This is a genomic window from Pandoraea sp. B-6, from assembly GCF_000282835.1.
Classification (GTDB): Bacteria; Pseudomonadota; Gammaproteobacteria; order Burkholderiales; family Burkholderiaceae; genus Pandoraea; species Pandoraea cepalis.
On the sequence record NZ_KB290558.1, the window covers coordinates 77,656 to 90,475 of the forward strand.

General features: G+C 65.8%; 15 protein-coding genes. 14 read left to right on the top strand and 1 reads right to left on the bottom strand.

What is annotated here, in order from left to right; genetic code table 11:
• The 13 genes from A985_RS29545 to A985_RS0120965 all read left to right on the top strand — a co-directional run.
• Window positions 1–495, top strand: a 495-nt coding sequence (locus A985_RS29545) for an alpha/beta fold hydrolase (protein ID WP_369751613.1), incomplete at its 5' end; no start/stop codon positions are given.
• Between the two features lie 79 nt (window positions 496–574).
• A complete protein-coding gene (locus tag A985_RS0120910) occupies window positions 575–1,444 on the top strand; it encodes an IclR family transcriptional regulator (protein WP_026132232.1) in 870 nt (289 codons plus the stop codon).
• Window positions 1,441–2,247 carry an SDR family oxidoreductase gene (locus A985_RS0120915; RefSeq protein WP_017235327.1) on the top strand — a complete coding sequence of 269 codons (807 nt, stop codon included), beginning with the start codon at window positions 1,441–1,443 and terminating at the stop codon, window positions 2,245–2,247. Before A985_RS0120910 ends, A985_RS0120915 begins: the two co-directional genes overlap by 4 nt.
• Window positions 2,240–3,892 (top strand): thiamine pyrophosphate-binding protein, encoded by a 1,653-nt coding sequence (locus tag A985_RS0120920; RefSeq protein ID WP_017235328.1) that lies wholly within the window; start codon window positions 2,240–2,242, stop codon window positions 3,890–3,892. Before A985_RS0120915 ends, A985_RS0120920 begins: the two co-directional genes overlap by 8 nt.
• Window positions 3,885–4,703, top strand: a complete 819-nt coding sequence (locus tag A985_RS0120925) for an aspartate dehydrogenase (protein WP_017235329.1) — start codon at window positions 3,885–3,887, stop codon at window positions 4,701–4,703. Before A985_RS0120920 ends, A985_RS0120925 begins: the two co-directional genes overlap by 8 nt.
• Window positions 4,704–4,716: 13 nt before the next feature.
• The gene (locus tag A985_RS0120930; protein ID WP_017235330.1) at window positions 4,717–6,213 is read left to right on the top strand and encodes an aldehyde dehydrogenase; all 1,497 of its coding nucleotides are present in this window, start codon (window positions 4,717–4,719) and stop codon (window positions 6,211–6,213) included.
• A gap of 74 nt (window positions 6,214–6,287) precedes the next feature.
• Complete coding sequence (locus A985_RS0120935) at window positions 6,288–7,298, top strand: ABC transporter substrate-binding protein (protein WP_017235331.1); 1,011 nt, start codon at window positions 6,288–6,290, stop codon at window positions 7,296–7,298.
• 13 nt (window positions 7,299–7,311) lie between these two features.
• A complete protein-coding gene (locus A985_RS0120940) occupies window positions 7,312–7,665 on the top strand; it encodes a hypothetical protein (RefSeq protein ID WP_017235332.1) in 354 nt (117 codons plus the stop codon).
• Window positions 7,665–7,883: a recombinase-like helix-turn-helix domain-containing protein gene (locus A985_RS0120945; protein ID WP_017235333.1), complete on the top strand. Its 219-nt coding sequence runs from the start codon at window positions 7,665–7,667 to the stop codon at window positions 7,881–7,883. The genes A985_RS0120940 and A985_RS0120945 overlap by 1 nt, the downstream gene beginning before the upstream one ends.
• Before the next feature lie 65 nt (window positions 7,884–7,948).
• Window positions 7,949–8,980, top strand: a complete 1,032-nt coding sequence (locus tag A985_RS0120950) for an aromatic ring-hydroxylating dioxygenase subunit alpha (RefSeq protein WP_017235334.1) — start codon at window positions 7,949–7,951, stop codon at window positions 8,978–8,980.
• 17 nt (window positions 8,981–8,997) lie between these two features.
• Window positions 8,998–9,444 (top strand): RidA family protein, encoded by a 447-nt coding sequence (locus tag A985_RS0120955; RefSeq protein ID WP_017235335.1) that lies wholly within the window; start codon window positions 8,998–9,000, stop codon window positions 9,442–9,444.
• A gap of 44 nt (window positions 9,445–9,488) precedes the next feature.
• Complete coding sequence (locus tag A985_RS0120960) at window positions 9,489–10,454, top strand: PDR/VanB family oxidoreductase (protein ID WP_017235336.1); 966 nt, start codon at window positions 9,489–9,491, stop codon at window positions 10,452–10,454.
• Window positions 10,455–10,488: 34 nt separating this feature from the next.
• Window positions 10,489–11,460: a VOC family protein gene (locus A985_RS0120965; protein WP_017235337.1), complete on the top strand. Its 972-nt coding sequence runs from the start codon at window positions 10,489–10,491 to the stop codon at window positions 11,458–11,460.
• Between the two features lie 228 nt (window positions 11,461–11,688).
• Here the strand turns inward: A985_RS0120965 and A985_RS0120970 are convergent, their stop codons facing one another.
• Complete coding sequence (locus A985_RS0120970; protein WP_017235338.1) at window positions 11,689–12,234, bottom strand: glutathione peroxidase; 546 nt, start codon at window positions 12,232–12,234, stop codon at window positions 11,689–11,691.
• 435 nt (window positions 12,235–12,669) lie between these two features.
• Here A985_RS0120970 and A985_RS29890 point away from each other — a divergent pair.
• Window positions 12,670–12,820: ESPR domain-containing protein (locus A985_RS29890; RefSeq protein WP_198288732.1), on the top strand; the 151-nt coding region annotated here is incomplete at its 3' end.

Here is a 12,820-nt window from a genome sequence, read left to right on the forward strand (position 1 = left end):
CCGCAGCGCGTGAGCGGGCTCTTTCTCTGCTCGCCGGCCGGCGGTTACGGCAAGGCCGATGCGCAGGTGCGTCTGAGCAAGCGCGACGGTCGTCTGGCGATGCTCGACAAGCTCGGCCCGACCGGCATGGCGCGCGAGCGCAGCGACAACCTCGTCGCCCCGAACGCCGCGGCCCTGCCGCGCGCGTGGGTGAAATGGAACATGGCACGCGTGCTGCCCGCGGGCTATCGTCAGGCAACGCATCTGCTCTCGAATGGCGACGTCGCCGGCGCGCTAGCGCAATACGTGGCGGCGAATGCGGGCCCGGTCGCGGTGGCGGTCGGCGCACAGGATGCCGTGACGCCCCCGGCGGCTTGCCAGGCGATCGCCGAGGCGGCCGGTGTGCCGCTGCAAATCATCGAAGGCGCTGGGCACGCGTCATATATCGAAACGCCAGACGTTCTGAATGCCGCGCTCGCCGCGTGGCTCGAACGTATCGCGGCAGGAGAACGTTGAGATGGCATCCGTAACGCCCAAGCGCATGACGGCAATGGCCGAGGCGCTCACCGAAGACGACACGCTGCGCGAGCCCGCGATGCAAGGCGAGGGCGAGAGCGAAGATCTCGTCGACGGCGCGGCCACCGAGACGCGCTACCTGGTACCGGGCCTTGAGCGCGGCCTGCGCATTCTCACGCAATTCTCGCCGCGCGAGCCCGTGTTCAGCGCACCGGAGCTCTCGCAGCGACTGGGGATTCCGCGCACCACGGTCTTCCGCTTGTTGCAAACGCTCGAAGCGATGGGTTTCCTGGAGCGTGCAGGCGGTGAAAAGAATTTTCGTCTGGGCGTGGCCGTGCTGCGTCTGGGCTTCGAATACCTCAGCTCGCTGGAGCTGACCGATCTGGGCATCCCGATCATCGAACGGCTGCGCGACGCCACGCAGCTCACGTCGCACATCGTAATCCGCGACGGGCGCGACATCGTGTTCGTGGCGAAGGCGCAGAGCGTGGCGAGCGTGTTCAACTCGATCAAGGTCAACGTCGGCACGCGCCTGCCGGCGCATGCGACCGTACACGGCCATGTGCTGATGGGCGACCTGACGCTGGCCGAGCTTCGCGCGCTGTACCCCGAAAAGACACTCGAAAAATACACGCCGCAGACACCCGAAACGATCACCGAGCTGTTCGAGCGCGTGCGCGAAGACGCCGAGCGCGGCTACGCCGTGTCGGCCTCGTCGTTCGAGCGCGGCATCAGCGTGGTGAGTGCCCCGGTGCGCAACGACGCGGGACGCATCTGCGCCGCGATCACCGTCACCATTCCGCGCGCCACGCTCGATGCGTCGGTGCTCGACGCGGGGCTGATCGCACAGGTGCGCGAGGCGGCCGACGCGCTGTCGCACCGCCTGAACTACCGGCCGGGCAGCGACGACCGGGCCACCCCCTACATGAAGTCACTGGGATTGAAATGATCAAGATCGACCTCACCCAACGCGCGGCGCTGGTCACAGGCGGCTCGTCCGGCATCGGCCTCGCCACGGCCGAACGCCTGCTCGACGCCGGTGCCGCTGTCGCGATCTGCGGCCGCAACCCCGAGCGCTTGGCGCAAGCCGAAGCCCGTCTGCGCGAGCGTCATGCCGAGGCGCGCGTGATTGCCGCACAGTGCGACGTGCTCGATGCCAACGATGTCGCCGCGCTGGCCGAGCGCATTCGTGGCGAATTCGGGCGTCTCGACATGCTGGTCAACAACGCGGGCCAAGGTCGTGTGTCGACGTTTGCCGACACGACCGACGACGCCTGGCGCGAAGAGCTGGAGCTGAAGTATTTCAGCGTCATTCGCACCACGCGCGCCTGCCTGCCGATGCTGCGCGAAGCCGCCCGCGAGACGGGGGATGCCGCCATCGTCTGCGTCAACTCGCTGCTCGCGCTCCAACCGGAGCCGCACATGGTGGCGACGTCGTCGGCGCGCGCGGGGATCCAGAGCCTGGTGCGCTCGATGGCGAGCGAATTCGCGCCCGACGGCGTGCGCGTCAACAGCATTCTGATCGGCCTGGTGGAGTCGGGCCAGTGGCGCCGTCGCTTTGCCGCGCAAGGCGAAGGCAAGACCTGGGAGGAATGGACCGGCGAGTTGGCCCGCAAGAAGCAAATTCAGTTGCAACGTCTGGGCAGGCCTGAAGAGGCGGCCGCAGCGATCTTTTTCCTGGCAAGCCCGCAGTCGTCCTATACGACGGGCAGCCACATCGATGTTTCCGGAGGCTTGGCAAGACATGTCTAACACAACCACCGTCGGCGAAGTCATCGCGGCGTTTCTCGAGCAGTGCGGTGTGAAGACCGCATTCGGCGTGATCTCGATTCACAACATGCCGATCCTCGACGCCATCGCGCGTCGCGAAAAGATCCGTTATGTCGGCGCGCGCGGCGAAGCCGGTGCGCTGAACATGGCCGATGGCCTTGCCCGTGTTTCGGGCGGTCTCGGCGTGGCCTTCACGAGCACGGGCACCGCCGCGGGCAATGCGGCCGGCGCCATGGTCGAAGCCCTCACCGCCGGCACGCCGGTGCTGCACATTACCGGCCAGATCGAAACCGAGTTCCTCGATCGCGATCTCGCGTATATCCACGAAGCGCCCGATCAGCTCAGCATGCTGCACGCGATCTCGAAGGCCGCCTATCGCGTGCGTTGCGTCGACACTGCGCTCTCGACCGTGCGCGAAGCCGTGCGCGCGGCGCTCACGGCGCCGGCCGGCCCGGTGAGCGTGGAGATTCCCATCGACATCCAGGCGGCGGAAATCGAATGGCCCGCCGATCTGGCCGCGCCGCACATCACGGTGCCGACGCACGACGACGCCCGCGTGGCCGAGCTCGCCGACAAGCTGGCCGCCGCGCATCGTCCGATGCTGTGGCTGGGCGGTGGGGCGCGCGGGGCGGAAGCCGCCGTCAAGCGTCTGGTCGACATGGGCTTCGGCGTGGTCACCAGTGTGCAGGGTCGCGGCATCGTGCCGGAAGATCATGCCGCCACGCTCGGTGCGTTCAACATCCACCCGACGGTCGAGACGTTCTACAAGTCGTGCGACGCCGTGCTCGTGGTCGGCTCGCGTCTGCGTGGCAACGAAACGCTGAAGTACAAGCTCGCGCTGCCGCGCCCGCTCTATCGCGTCGACGCCGATGGCCTGGCGGACGGCCGTGGCTACCGCAACGACCTGTTCATCCAGGGCGACGCCGCACGCGTGCTGAACGCGCTGGCTGACCGTCTGCAAGGGCGCCTGTCGATCGATCCGGCGTTCCACGCCGATCTTGCGGCCGCTCGCGAGGTGGCCGTCAAGCAGGTCGCGGAAGGTCTCGGCCCGTACCGTCAACTCGTCTCCGCACTGCAAAGTGCGCTGGGCCGCGACTTCAACTGGGTGCGCGACGTCACGATATCGAACAGCACGTGGGGCAACCGTCTGCTGAAGCTCTTCTCGCCGCGCGCCGGTGTGCACGCGCTGGGCGGCGGGATCGGTCAGGGCATGCAGATGGGTATCGGCGCGGCGCTCGCGGGCAACGCGAAGAAGACCGTGGCGCTGTGCGGCGACGGTGGTCTGATGGTCAACGTGGGCGAACTTGCCACCGCCGTGCAGGAAAAGGCGCCGGTCGTGATCCTGCTGATGAACGATCAGTGCTACGGCGTGATCCGCAACATTCAGGATGCGCAGTACGGCGGTCGCCGTCACTACGTGCAACTGCACCAACCGGACTTCGCCGCGTTCTGCGCGAGCCTGCAGCTCAAGCACGAGCGCATCACGGCCATCGATCAGGCGGAGGCGGCGGTCGCACGCGCCGTGGCGCACGACGGCCCGGTGCTGCTCGAAGTGGACATGCTGTCGGTCGGCAGCTTCGCTTCGCACTTTGCCGGTCCGCCGGTCCGGGAGCCTGCGAATGCATGAATTGAACCACCGTCCCGTTGACGTCGCGCTGATCGGCTTCGGCGCGATCGGCTCGAAGGTCTATGAGGCGTGCGCGAGCGATCCGTATCTGCGCGTGGGCCACGTGATCGTGCCGGAAGACGCCGCCGCCCGCGTGCGCGAGAGCGTGCGCGCCGACACCGAAGTGGTGTGTTCGGCGCAGGCGCTCTCCAGCCGCCCGGACTTCGTGCTCGAGTGCGCGGGTCACAGCGCGCTGTCGGGGCACGTGGTGCCGCTGCTCAAGTCGGGGGTGGATTGCGCGGTGGCATCGATCGGTGCGCTGTCCGACACCGATCTGCTCGCTGCACTGGAACAAGCCGCCAAGGACGGCGCGTCGACGGTTACGTTGCTCTCGGGTGCCATCGGCGGTATCGATGCGATTTCCGCTGCGCGCGAAGGCGGTCTGGACGAAGTGCTGTACACCGGTCGCAAGCCGCCGATGGGCTGGCTCGGCACGCCGGCCGAGCAGGTCTGCGATCTGGCAACGCTCACTACCGCGACGGTGATCTTCGAGGGCAACGCCCGCGACGCGGCGCGTCTGTATCCGAAGAATGCGAACGTGGCGGCGACCGTGGCCATCGCCGGTCTGGGGCTCGACGCGACGCGCGTGCGCCTGATCGCTGACCCGACGAGCACGCGCAACGTGCATCACATCATCGCCCGCGGGGCGTTCGGCGAGATGTCGCTGGAGATGTGCGGCAAGCCGCTGCCGGACAACCCCAAGACGTCGGCACTGACCGCGTATTCGGCCATTCGCGCGCTACGCAATCGCGTTGCGAACTGTGTGATTTAGCAGGAAGAGCATCATGAGCCATCAAGATTTGCTGCAAGGGTTTTCGAGCGACATTCTGGTCGGCGGCGAATGGCGCGCCGGCACCGGCAAGCGCTATCAGAGCCTGTATCCGGCCGACGAGAGCGTGAATGCCGAGATCGCGGCGGCGGGCGCCGAAGATGCGATCGACGCCGTCGAGGCGGCCGATGCGGCCTGGCGTCGCGCGGACTGGGCGGGCTTGAAGCCGCATCAACGCGCCGCAGTGCTGCATCGCGTGGCGGACGGCATCACGCAGCGCGCCGAAGCGCTGGCCCATCTGCAGCGGCGCGACAACGGCAAGCCGATCAGCGAGACGCGCGCGCTCGTCGCGAGCGCATCGAGCACGTTCCGCTACTTCGCCTCGTGCCTCGAGACGCTGGAGGAAACGCTGACGCCGTCGCGGGGCGACTACCTGACGATGAGCGTGCACGAGCCGCTGGGCGTCGTGGCCGCCATCACGCCGTGGAATTCGCCGATCGCTTCGGACGCGCAGAAGCTGGCCCCGGCGCTTGCCGCCGGTAACGCCGTGGTGCTCAAGCCGGCGGAAGTGACGCCGCTCGCCTCGCTCGAACTGGGCCGCATCTGCGAAGCGGCCGGTGTGCCGCGCGGCGTGCTCTCGGTGTTGCCGGGCAAGGGCTCGGTCATCGGCGACATCCTGGTGCGCCATCCCAAGGTCAAGAAAGTCGCCTTCACCGGCGGCACCGAAGTCGGTCGTGGCATTGCGCGGCTGGCGGCGGAAAAGCTCATGCCGGTCTCGCTCGAACTCGGCGGCAAGTCGCCGACCATCGTGTTCGAAGACGCCGACATCGATCATGCGGTGGCCGGTGTGCTCTACGGCATCTTCAGTTCGTCGGGCGAATCGTGCATCGCGGGCTCGCGTCTGTTCGTGCACAAGGCCATCTTCGACACCTTCGTCGAGCGGCTGGTGGCCGGCGCGAAGCAACTTCGCGTGGGCGATCCGCTGCGCGAAGACACGCAGATGGGGCCGCTGGTGACGTCGTCGCATCGCGAGTCGATCGAGCGCTATGTCGCCATCGGGCTGGAAGAGGGCGGCCGCCTGTTGTGCGGCGGCGAGCGTCCGGCGGGCGATGGCCGCGAGAAGGGCTACTTCTATCAGCCGACCATTATCGCGGGCCTGACGAACCAGGCACGCATGGTGCAGGAAGAAATCTTCGGCCCGGTGCTGGCGGTCTTGCCATTCGAGAACGAAGACGACCTGCTGGCCGAGGCCAACGACAGCGTCTACGGTCTTGCGGCCGGGATCTGGACACGCGACTTCAAGCGCGCCTGGCGCATCGGGCGTGCGCTCGAGACCGGCACAGTCTGGATCAACACCTACAAGCAGTTTTCGATCTCGACGCCGTTCGGCGGCTGGAAAGAGAGTGGCATGGGGCGTGAGAAGGGGCGTCTGGGGTTGCTGGAGTACACGAACCAGAAGAGCCTCTATTGGGGCATCAACGACAGCCCGCTCGCGTGGGCGGGCAAGGTCTGAACGTCAGTCAGTGGCAGAACACGCCGCAATGCACAGGGTATTGCGGTCATCCGATACTTGAGCGAGGCAGAGATATGTTGTCGATTTTCCGTGGATCGTTGGCGCGCCGTGCGCGTCGTGCTGTTGGCCTGTGCGCCGTGGCGGGACTCACGAGCCTGGCGGCGCCGGTAATGGCGCAGCCGGCTACCCAGCAGATTACCTATCTGCTCCCGGCGCCGGCCAACCTGCCGGCCTTCGCGCCGCTGATGCTGGCCGAGAAGAAGGGCTACTACGCGGCGGAAGGGTTGTCGGTGCGCTGGCTGACCGTGCAAGGCGGTGCCGACGTCGGCAAGCAGCTCGCCTCCGGTAATGGCGATCTGGGCGGCGGCCTGGGCGACACCCCGATCGTGCTGCGTCCGAACGGCATTCCCATCAAGGGCGTGGCGCTGCTGGGCGGGCGCACGCTGCATCAGTTGGTCGTGCGCAACGATGCGAACATCAAATCGCCCGCCGACCTGAAGGGCAAGACGATCACGGTGCTGTCGTATCAAGACACCGGCTTCTACGCGACGCTGGGCCTGCTCGCCTCCGCGGGTCTCACGCGCACCGACGCGCGCATCCAGGGCGCCGGTCCGGCAGGCGTGTGGCAGCAGGTCGCCACGGGCAAGGCCGACGCGATGGTGGGCACGCCGGAGTGGGCGCAGAATATTGAAGATGCCGGCGTGAAGGTCACAATGACCTCGACCGACAAGTACTTCCCGGGCATGGCGCAAGCGGTTCTGGCGTCGGACAAGACCATTGCCGAGAAGCCGGAGATGGTCCGCAAGTTCGTTCGTGCCACGATCAAGTCGGTGGCCGAGATCATGCGCGACCCGGCGGCCGCGGCCAAGGAATACTGCGCGACCGTGCCCGGCTACAAGGGCAAGGAAGCCGAGATCGAGAAGATCCTGACGTATTACGCCCGCAACGTGTATCCGGGCCAGGAGCGTCTCGGTGCGTTCGATCCGGCGCGTGTGACGAAGCTACAGGATTTCTATATGCAGGAGAAGATCATTCGCGAAAAGTCGAACCTGGCCGACCTGTTCACCAACCAGTTCGTGCAATAACGCGAGACGACACATGAACGAAAACGCCCCGGGCGCCGCTGCGGCCACCCAGCCCGACACGATGTTGCTGACGGTGTTCCTGCGTCACGATCAGTCGAACAATCTGGACGATTTCCAGGAACGCCTGAAGGCGGCCGAATGGTGGGAGCGTTTTCCGCCGGCCGGTGTGAGGGTGGTGTCGTGGACGGTGGCGATGGGCTTTGGCCAGATCGTCACGCTAGAACTGCCACCGCACCTGCTGCCGGCGGTCAACGTCGAGCTGGAGCGCTCGGCCTGGGGAGTGTTTCGCACCGAATGCTATCCGACTTACGATTTTGTACCCGTGCACGCGCGCATTCGCGAACGGGTTCGCCAGGGAGGGAAATGATGGACCGCTATCTCGAACCGCATCAAGCGCGTCGCCATGAGCCGACGCAATACGAAAGCCTGCTGGGCGACGCCATCGAGCGCGCCTATGCCGCCGGCACACACGATCTGGCTGGGCTGGTGGCCTACCTGAATCGCACGGGCCCCGGCCCGCAAGCGGGCGACGTGTGGACCGAAGCGGTGTACACCGCGCAGATCGCCCGAATGGCCGAAGAGTAACAACATCACAGAGTTCGATCGCTGCGCGCCGCGGGTGCGCGGCGATCGCGATGGAGACGTCCCCCATGACTACGCAACAGCCTATCCTCACTGCCGACGCCATTCTCGAGCGTGGCCTGAAGAACCTCTGGTATCCGATTTGCCCGTCGCACATGGTTGGCCGCGAGCCGGTCTCGCTGCGCCGCCTGGGCAAGAAGCTGGTGTTCTGGCGCGACCAGGACAACCAGGTGCATGCCCTCGATGATCATTGCCCGCACCGTGGTGCCCCGCTGTCCAAGGGCATCGTGATGGGCGATCGCATCGCCTGCGGCTATCACGGCGTGCAAGTGCGCTGCGACGGCACCGTGATGCGTGTGCCGGGCAGCCCGGGCTGCAAGCTCGAAGGTTCGCGTCCGACGCAGGCGTACCACATTGTCGAGCGCAACGACGCGATCTGGCTGTACAACGCCACCGAGAACATCGACACGCCGCCGCCGCTCGTGTTGCCCGAGGAACTCGATGCCGACGGCGAGTACTCGTCGTTCCTGTGCTACACCGAGTGGAAGGGCGACTACCGGTACGTGCTCGACAACGTGATGGATCCGATGCACGGCACGTATCTGCACAAGCAGTCGCACTCGATGGCCGAGGGTGACAACACGGCGGCCTTCCGCATTCGCGACACCGACCGTGGCTTTGTCTTCGAGAAGGAAGGCCAGCGTGACGTGAACTTCGACTGGACCGAGTGGGCCGATACCGGCACGCACTGGATGCGTCTGGAGATTCCGTACCCGAAGACGGGCGGCCCCGGCGGCAACTTCGTGATCGTGGGCAGCTACACGCCGGTCTCCCCGACGCTGGCCGCCGTGTTCCACTGGCGCTGCCGCAAGCTCGACGGCTGGCAACGCGATACGTGGCGCTTCCTGTATCGCAACCGTCTAGAAGCGCGCCACTGGGCGGTGCTCGAACAGGATCGCGTCATGCTCGAAGACATGGAGCCGGATGCCAACCAGAGCGAGCATCTGTATCAACATGACATGGGTATCGTGCGTCTGCGTCGCCATCTGAAGAACCTGGCGAAGGCGGAACTCGAGCGCATTGCGCAGGGCAAGGCGTAAGCCGCGCGAGACGCTTCATGCCCATCGACCCACCTCTCAAGGCCGAGCGGATCCGTGCCCAGGCCGTGCCCGATCTGGGCACGGCGACCTGGAGCAACGGCATTCGCGTCGGCAACGACATCGTGCTCTCGGGCATGACCGCACACCCGGTCACGCGCGCCGCCGCCGAGCCGCTCACGACTTACGAGCAGACACGGGTGGTGCTTGGCAAGATCCGCGCGCTGGTCGAGGCCGGTGGCGGGCGTCTGGCCAACATCTACAAGCTCGTGGTGTACGTGACCGACATCGCCGACAAGGACGAGGTCGGCCGGGCCCGGCGAGAGTTTTTTGCGGACGTGGCGGCGAACGGCGGGGCGTATCCGTGTTCGACGCTCGTGGAAGTGAGCGGCCTGGTGTTTCCGGAGCTGCGCGTGGAGATCGAGGCGTTCGCGCGTCTCGACATCGATTTGTCCGCCGCGGGCTGAGCCGGCGGACGTCAAGAGTATCAGCAACATCTGAGAGCGGCGTTATGAGCAAGTCAACCCTGTCGGCCATGGTGCGCACGCTTCGCTTCGAAGCGGCGGGCATCATGAGCATCGAACTCGTGCCGGTGGCGGGCAGCGGCACCCCGTTTCCCGACTTCACGCCGGGCGCGCACATCGATCTGCATCTGCCGAGCGGGCTGGTGCGCAGCTATTCGCTCGTCAATGCGCCGGGCGAGTCGAACCGCTACGTGCTCGGCATTCTTGCCGATCCGAAGAGCCGCGGCGGCTCGCGCTTCATCCACGACAATTTCCGCGTGGGGATGACGCTGGAGATTTCCGCGCCGCGCAATCACTTCGAACTTGACGACGCCGCCGAGCACACGGTGCTCGTCGCCGGCGGGATCGGCGTGACGCCGATTCTCTGCATGTATCGACGCCTGCGTGCGCTCGGTCGCCACGTCAAGCTGATGTACTGCGCGCGCACGGCGCCGCAAGCCGCTTTCGTCGACGAACTGAACGCGCTGGGCGGCGACATCACCTATCACTTCGACGACCAGCACGGCGGCAAGCCGACGTCGCTCACGGCGTTTCTGTCCGGGCAGCCGGCGGGCACGCACGCATACTGCTGCGGACCCGGCGTGATGCTCGACGCCTTTGAAGCGGCGTGCGCCGAGGCTGGCATCGCCAACGTGCACATCGAGCGCTTCGCTGCGGCGCCGGATGCGCCGCCGCCCGCGACGTCCGAGGGCTATGTCGTGAAGCTCGCGAAGTCCGGCAAGGAGCTGAGCGTGCCGGCCGGGGCGACGCTGCTCGAGACGTTGCTCGCCGCGGGTATCGACGCGGAGCATAGCTGCATGGAAGGTGTTTGCGGCGCTTGCGAGACACGTGTGCTCGAAGGCTGTCCCGATCACCGTGATTCGGTGCTGAGCGCGGCTGAGCGCGCCGGGAACAAGGTCATGATGATTTGCGTGTCCGGTTGCAAGGGCGACCGTCTGACGCTGGATCTGTGACCGCGCCCACTTTGAACCCCTACCCGAGACTGTCATGACGATTCTGGGCATCGAACAAATTACCTACGGGGTCACCGACCTCGACACCTGCCGTCGCTTTCTGGGCGACTGGGGCCTGACCGAGGTGTCCGTCGACGCAAACGGCGCGCGCTTCGAAACGCTGAACGGTTGCCGTGTGCTGGCCGTGCGTCACGACGATCCGTCGCTGCCGCCGGCGATGGAAGATGGACCGACGCTGCGCGAAGTGACGTGGGGCGTGACGACGGCCGAAGAAGTGGCCGCCATCGCCGACCGCTTCGCTGACCAGCCGGGCTATTACTTCAAGGACGGTGCGACGGGTTGCGTTGACCCCAACGGTCTGGCCGTGCGAGTGGAAGTGACTGCCAAGCGGGCCGTGGACGTGAAGGGCGCATTGAGCAATCCGTGGGGGATCGCGGCGCAGCGCGTGAACACGCCGAGCCCGGTGTATGAGCGTGCCCAGCCGATCGAAGTGGGGCATGTCGTGTTCTTCACCAACGCGCTCGCGGCCACGCAGACGTTCTATGAAACGAAGCTCGGCTTCGAGCTGTCGGATCGCTATCCGGATCGTGGCGCGTTCATGCGCTGCGCGCCGCACGGCGGGCATCACGATCTGTTCCTGCTGGCGTTGCCGAACGGCAAGCGCGGGCTGAACCATGTGGCGTTCACCGTGCGAGATATCCACGAAGTATTCGGCGGCGGCATGCATATCGACCGCTGCGGATGGGAAACCCAGTTGGGCCCGGGCCGTCACCCGATTTCGTCGGCGTATTTCTGGTACTTCAAGAATCCGTGCGGCGCGCTCATCGAGTATTACGCCGACGAGGACATCCTTACGCCGGAATGGCAGCCGCGCGACTTCGAGCCGGGGCCGACGGTATTTGCCGAATGGGCGGTGGACGGCGGACTCGACGGCAACACGCGCCGTCAGAAAAAGGGGAGCGAAGCGCCAACCGGCAAGTTCATGACTGACACGGCCAAGCGCTGAGTCGAGTCATCGCGGAAGCGTCAATCCCGGGGGGGATGACGCGCCGCATTTCACGAGTTGTCGCGAGAAGCGGGAACCGGCGCGCGATGTGGCGTCATGAGGCCCGGATCGACCTTGCCAGACGTGAGGTCGTTTCGGAAGGCGTTCATGGCGCGCCGGCAACCGTCCTGCCGACGCTTGTGGCACGAGGGGGCACGCGTTTGCGCTGCCCTTTTTTGCATGGTGCGATTACTTCGCCAACTCCGCGTCGATGGCGGCGACCAGCCGCGGGTCGTCGGCCTTGACGTCCGGTGAGAAGCGGGCCACGACCTGCCCGTTGCGTCCGATCAGAAACTTCTCGAAATTCCACAACACGTCGGCCGGGTTCTCGCGGACTACGCCGAAGCCTTTGAGACGCTCGCGGAACGGGCCTTCGCCGATCGCTGCGGGCTGTGCTTCGACAAGCGCCGTGTAGAGCGGGTGACGGTCGTCGCCCAGTGCCGAGAGCTTGGCGAACAGCGGGAACGTAACGTTGTATTGCGTGGTGCAGAAGTCGAGGATCTCGGCATCGGTGCCGGGCTCCTGACCCTTGAAGTTATTGGCGGGGAAGGCGAGGACTTCGAGGCCGGCGGCGCGCTTTTCTTCATACAAGCGCTCAAGGCCCTCGTATTGCGGTGTGAGGCCGCACTTCGACGCGACGTTGACCACCAGACGCACGCGTCCCGTATAGTCGCCCAAGGTTGCGGCGCCGCCGTCGTTGCGCGTCACCGCGATGTTTTCGATAGGGGTGCTCATGCGTATTTCCTTTCTTGGTTCGGTCAGCCGAGTGTAGCGCAAGCCTGTGGGCGCCTGCCGACCGGCGAAAAAAATGCCGATTGACAGTCGGTAAATGGTATGGAAGGATTCGCGGAATAAAAAAATGACGAGCGCTGTCAAGCGCGTCGTACAGGTGAACAAACACGGGGTCGTTCGAATGTTTCGTGCAGCTTCTCGCACCATCGGTGATTCTGCCCCAGAGGCAGGCCACGTCATCGCCTTGAATCAGACCGCGCTCATGCCGTAGCGAGCGTGTGCCGCGACGCTCACGCATCCAATCCTTCTGACCGATACGGCCGGACTTCCCTGCCATGACGGAGGTCTTGCGCCTACGTGTCGGTCGCTGCGCGCGAGCCCGTTCCGAATCCACGAGTCAACGCGTTGCAATAAGAAAGCCGTATTCCGGGAAATCGAATGAATCGCATCTATCGTGTGGTATGGAGCGCCAGTCTGGGCATGCATCAGGTCGCGTCCGAAGTGGCCGGCGGTCATGGCGGAACGTCGCGCTCGGCGGACCATCGCCGTGTGCGCAAAGCGGCGGGCGCCGCCGTCGTTGCAGCGGGTT

Coding starts and splice junctions, on each gene's coding strand:
- A985_RS0120910 (WP_026132232.1), top strand. CDS start 575: ATGCAAGGCGAGGGCGAGAGCGAAGATCTCGTCGACGGCGCGGCCACC.
- A985_RS0120915 (WP_017235327.1), top strand. CDS start 1,441: ATGATCAAGATCGACCTCACCCAACGCGCGGCGCTGGTCACAGGCGGC.
- A985_RS0120920 (WP_017235328.1), top strand. CDS start 2,240: ATGTCTAACACAACCACCGTCGGCGAAGTCATCGCGGCGTTTCTCGAG.
- A985_RS0120925 (WP_017235329.1), top strand. CDS start 3,885: ATGCATGAATTGAACCACCGTCCCGTTGACGTCGCGCTGATCGGCTTC.
- A985_RS0120930 (WP_017235330.1), top strand. CDS start 4,717: ATGAGCCATCAAGATTTGCTGCAAGGGTTTTCGAGCGACATTCTGGTC.
- A985_RS0120935 (WP_017235331.1), top strand. CDS start 6,288: ATGTTGTCGATTTTCCGTGGATCGTTGGCGCGCCGTGCGCGTCGTGCT.
- A985_RS0120940 (WP_017235332.1), top strand. CDS start 7,312: ATGAACGAAAACGCCCCGGGCGCCGCTGCGGCCACCCAGCCCGACACG.
- A985_RS0120945 (WP_017235333.1), top strand. CDS start 7,665: ATGGACCGCTATCTCGAACCGCATCAAGCGCGTCGCCATGAGCCGACG.
- A985_RS0120950 (WP_017235334.1), top strand. CDS start 7,949: ATGACTACGCAACAGCCTATCCTCACTGCCGACGCCATTCTCGAGCGT.
- A985_RS0120955 (WP_017235335.1), top strand. CDS start 8,998: ATGCCCATCGACCCACCTCTCAAGGCCGAGCGGATCCGTGCCCAGGCC.
- A985_RS0120960 (WP_017235336.1), top strand. CDS start 9,489: ATGAGCAAGTCAACCCTGTCGGCCATGGTGCGCACGCTTCGCTTCGAA.
- A985_RS0120965 (WP_017235337.1), top strand. CDS start 10,489: ATGACGATTCTGGGCATCGAACAAATTACCTACGGGGTCACCGACCTC.
- A985_RS0120970 (WP_017235338.1), bottom strand. CDS start 12,234: ATGAGCACCCCTATCGAAAACATCGCGGTGACGCGCAACGACGGCGGC.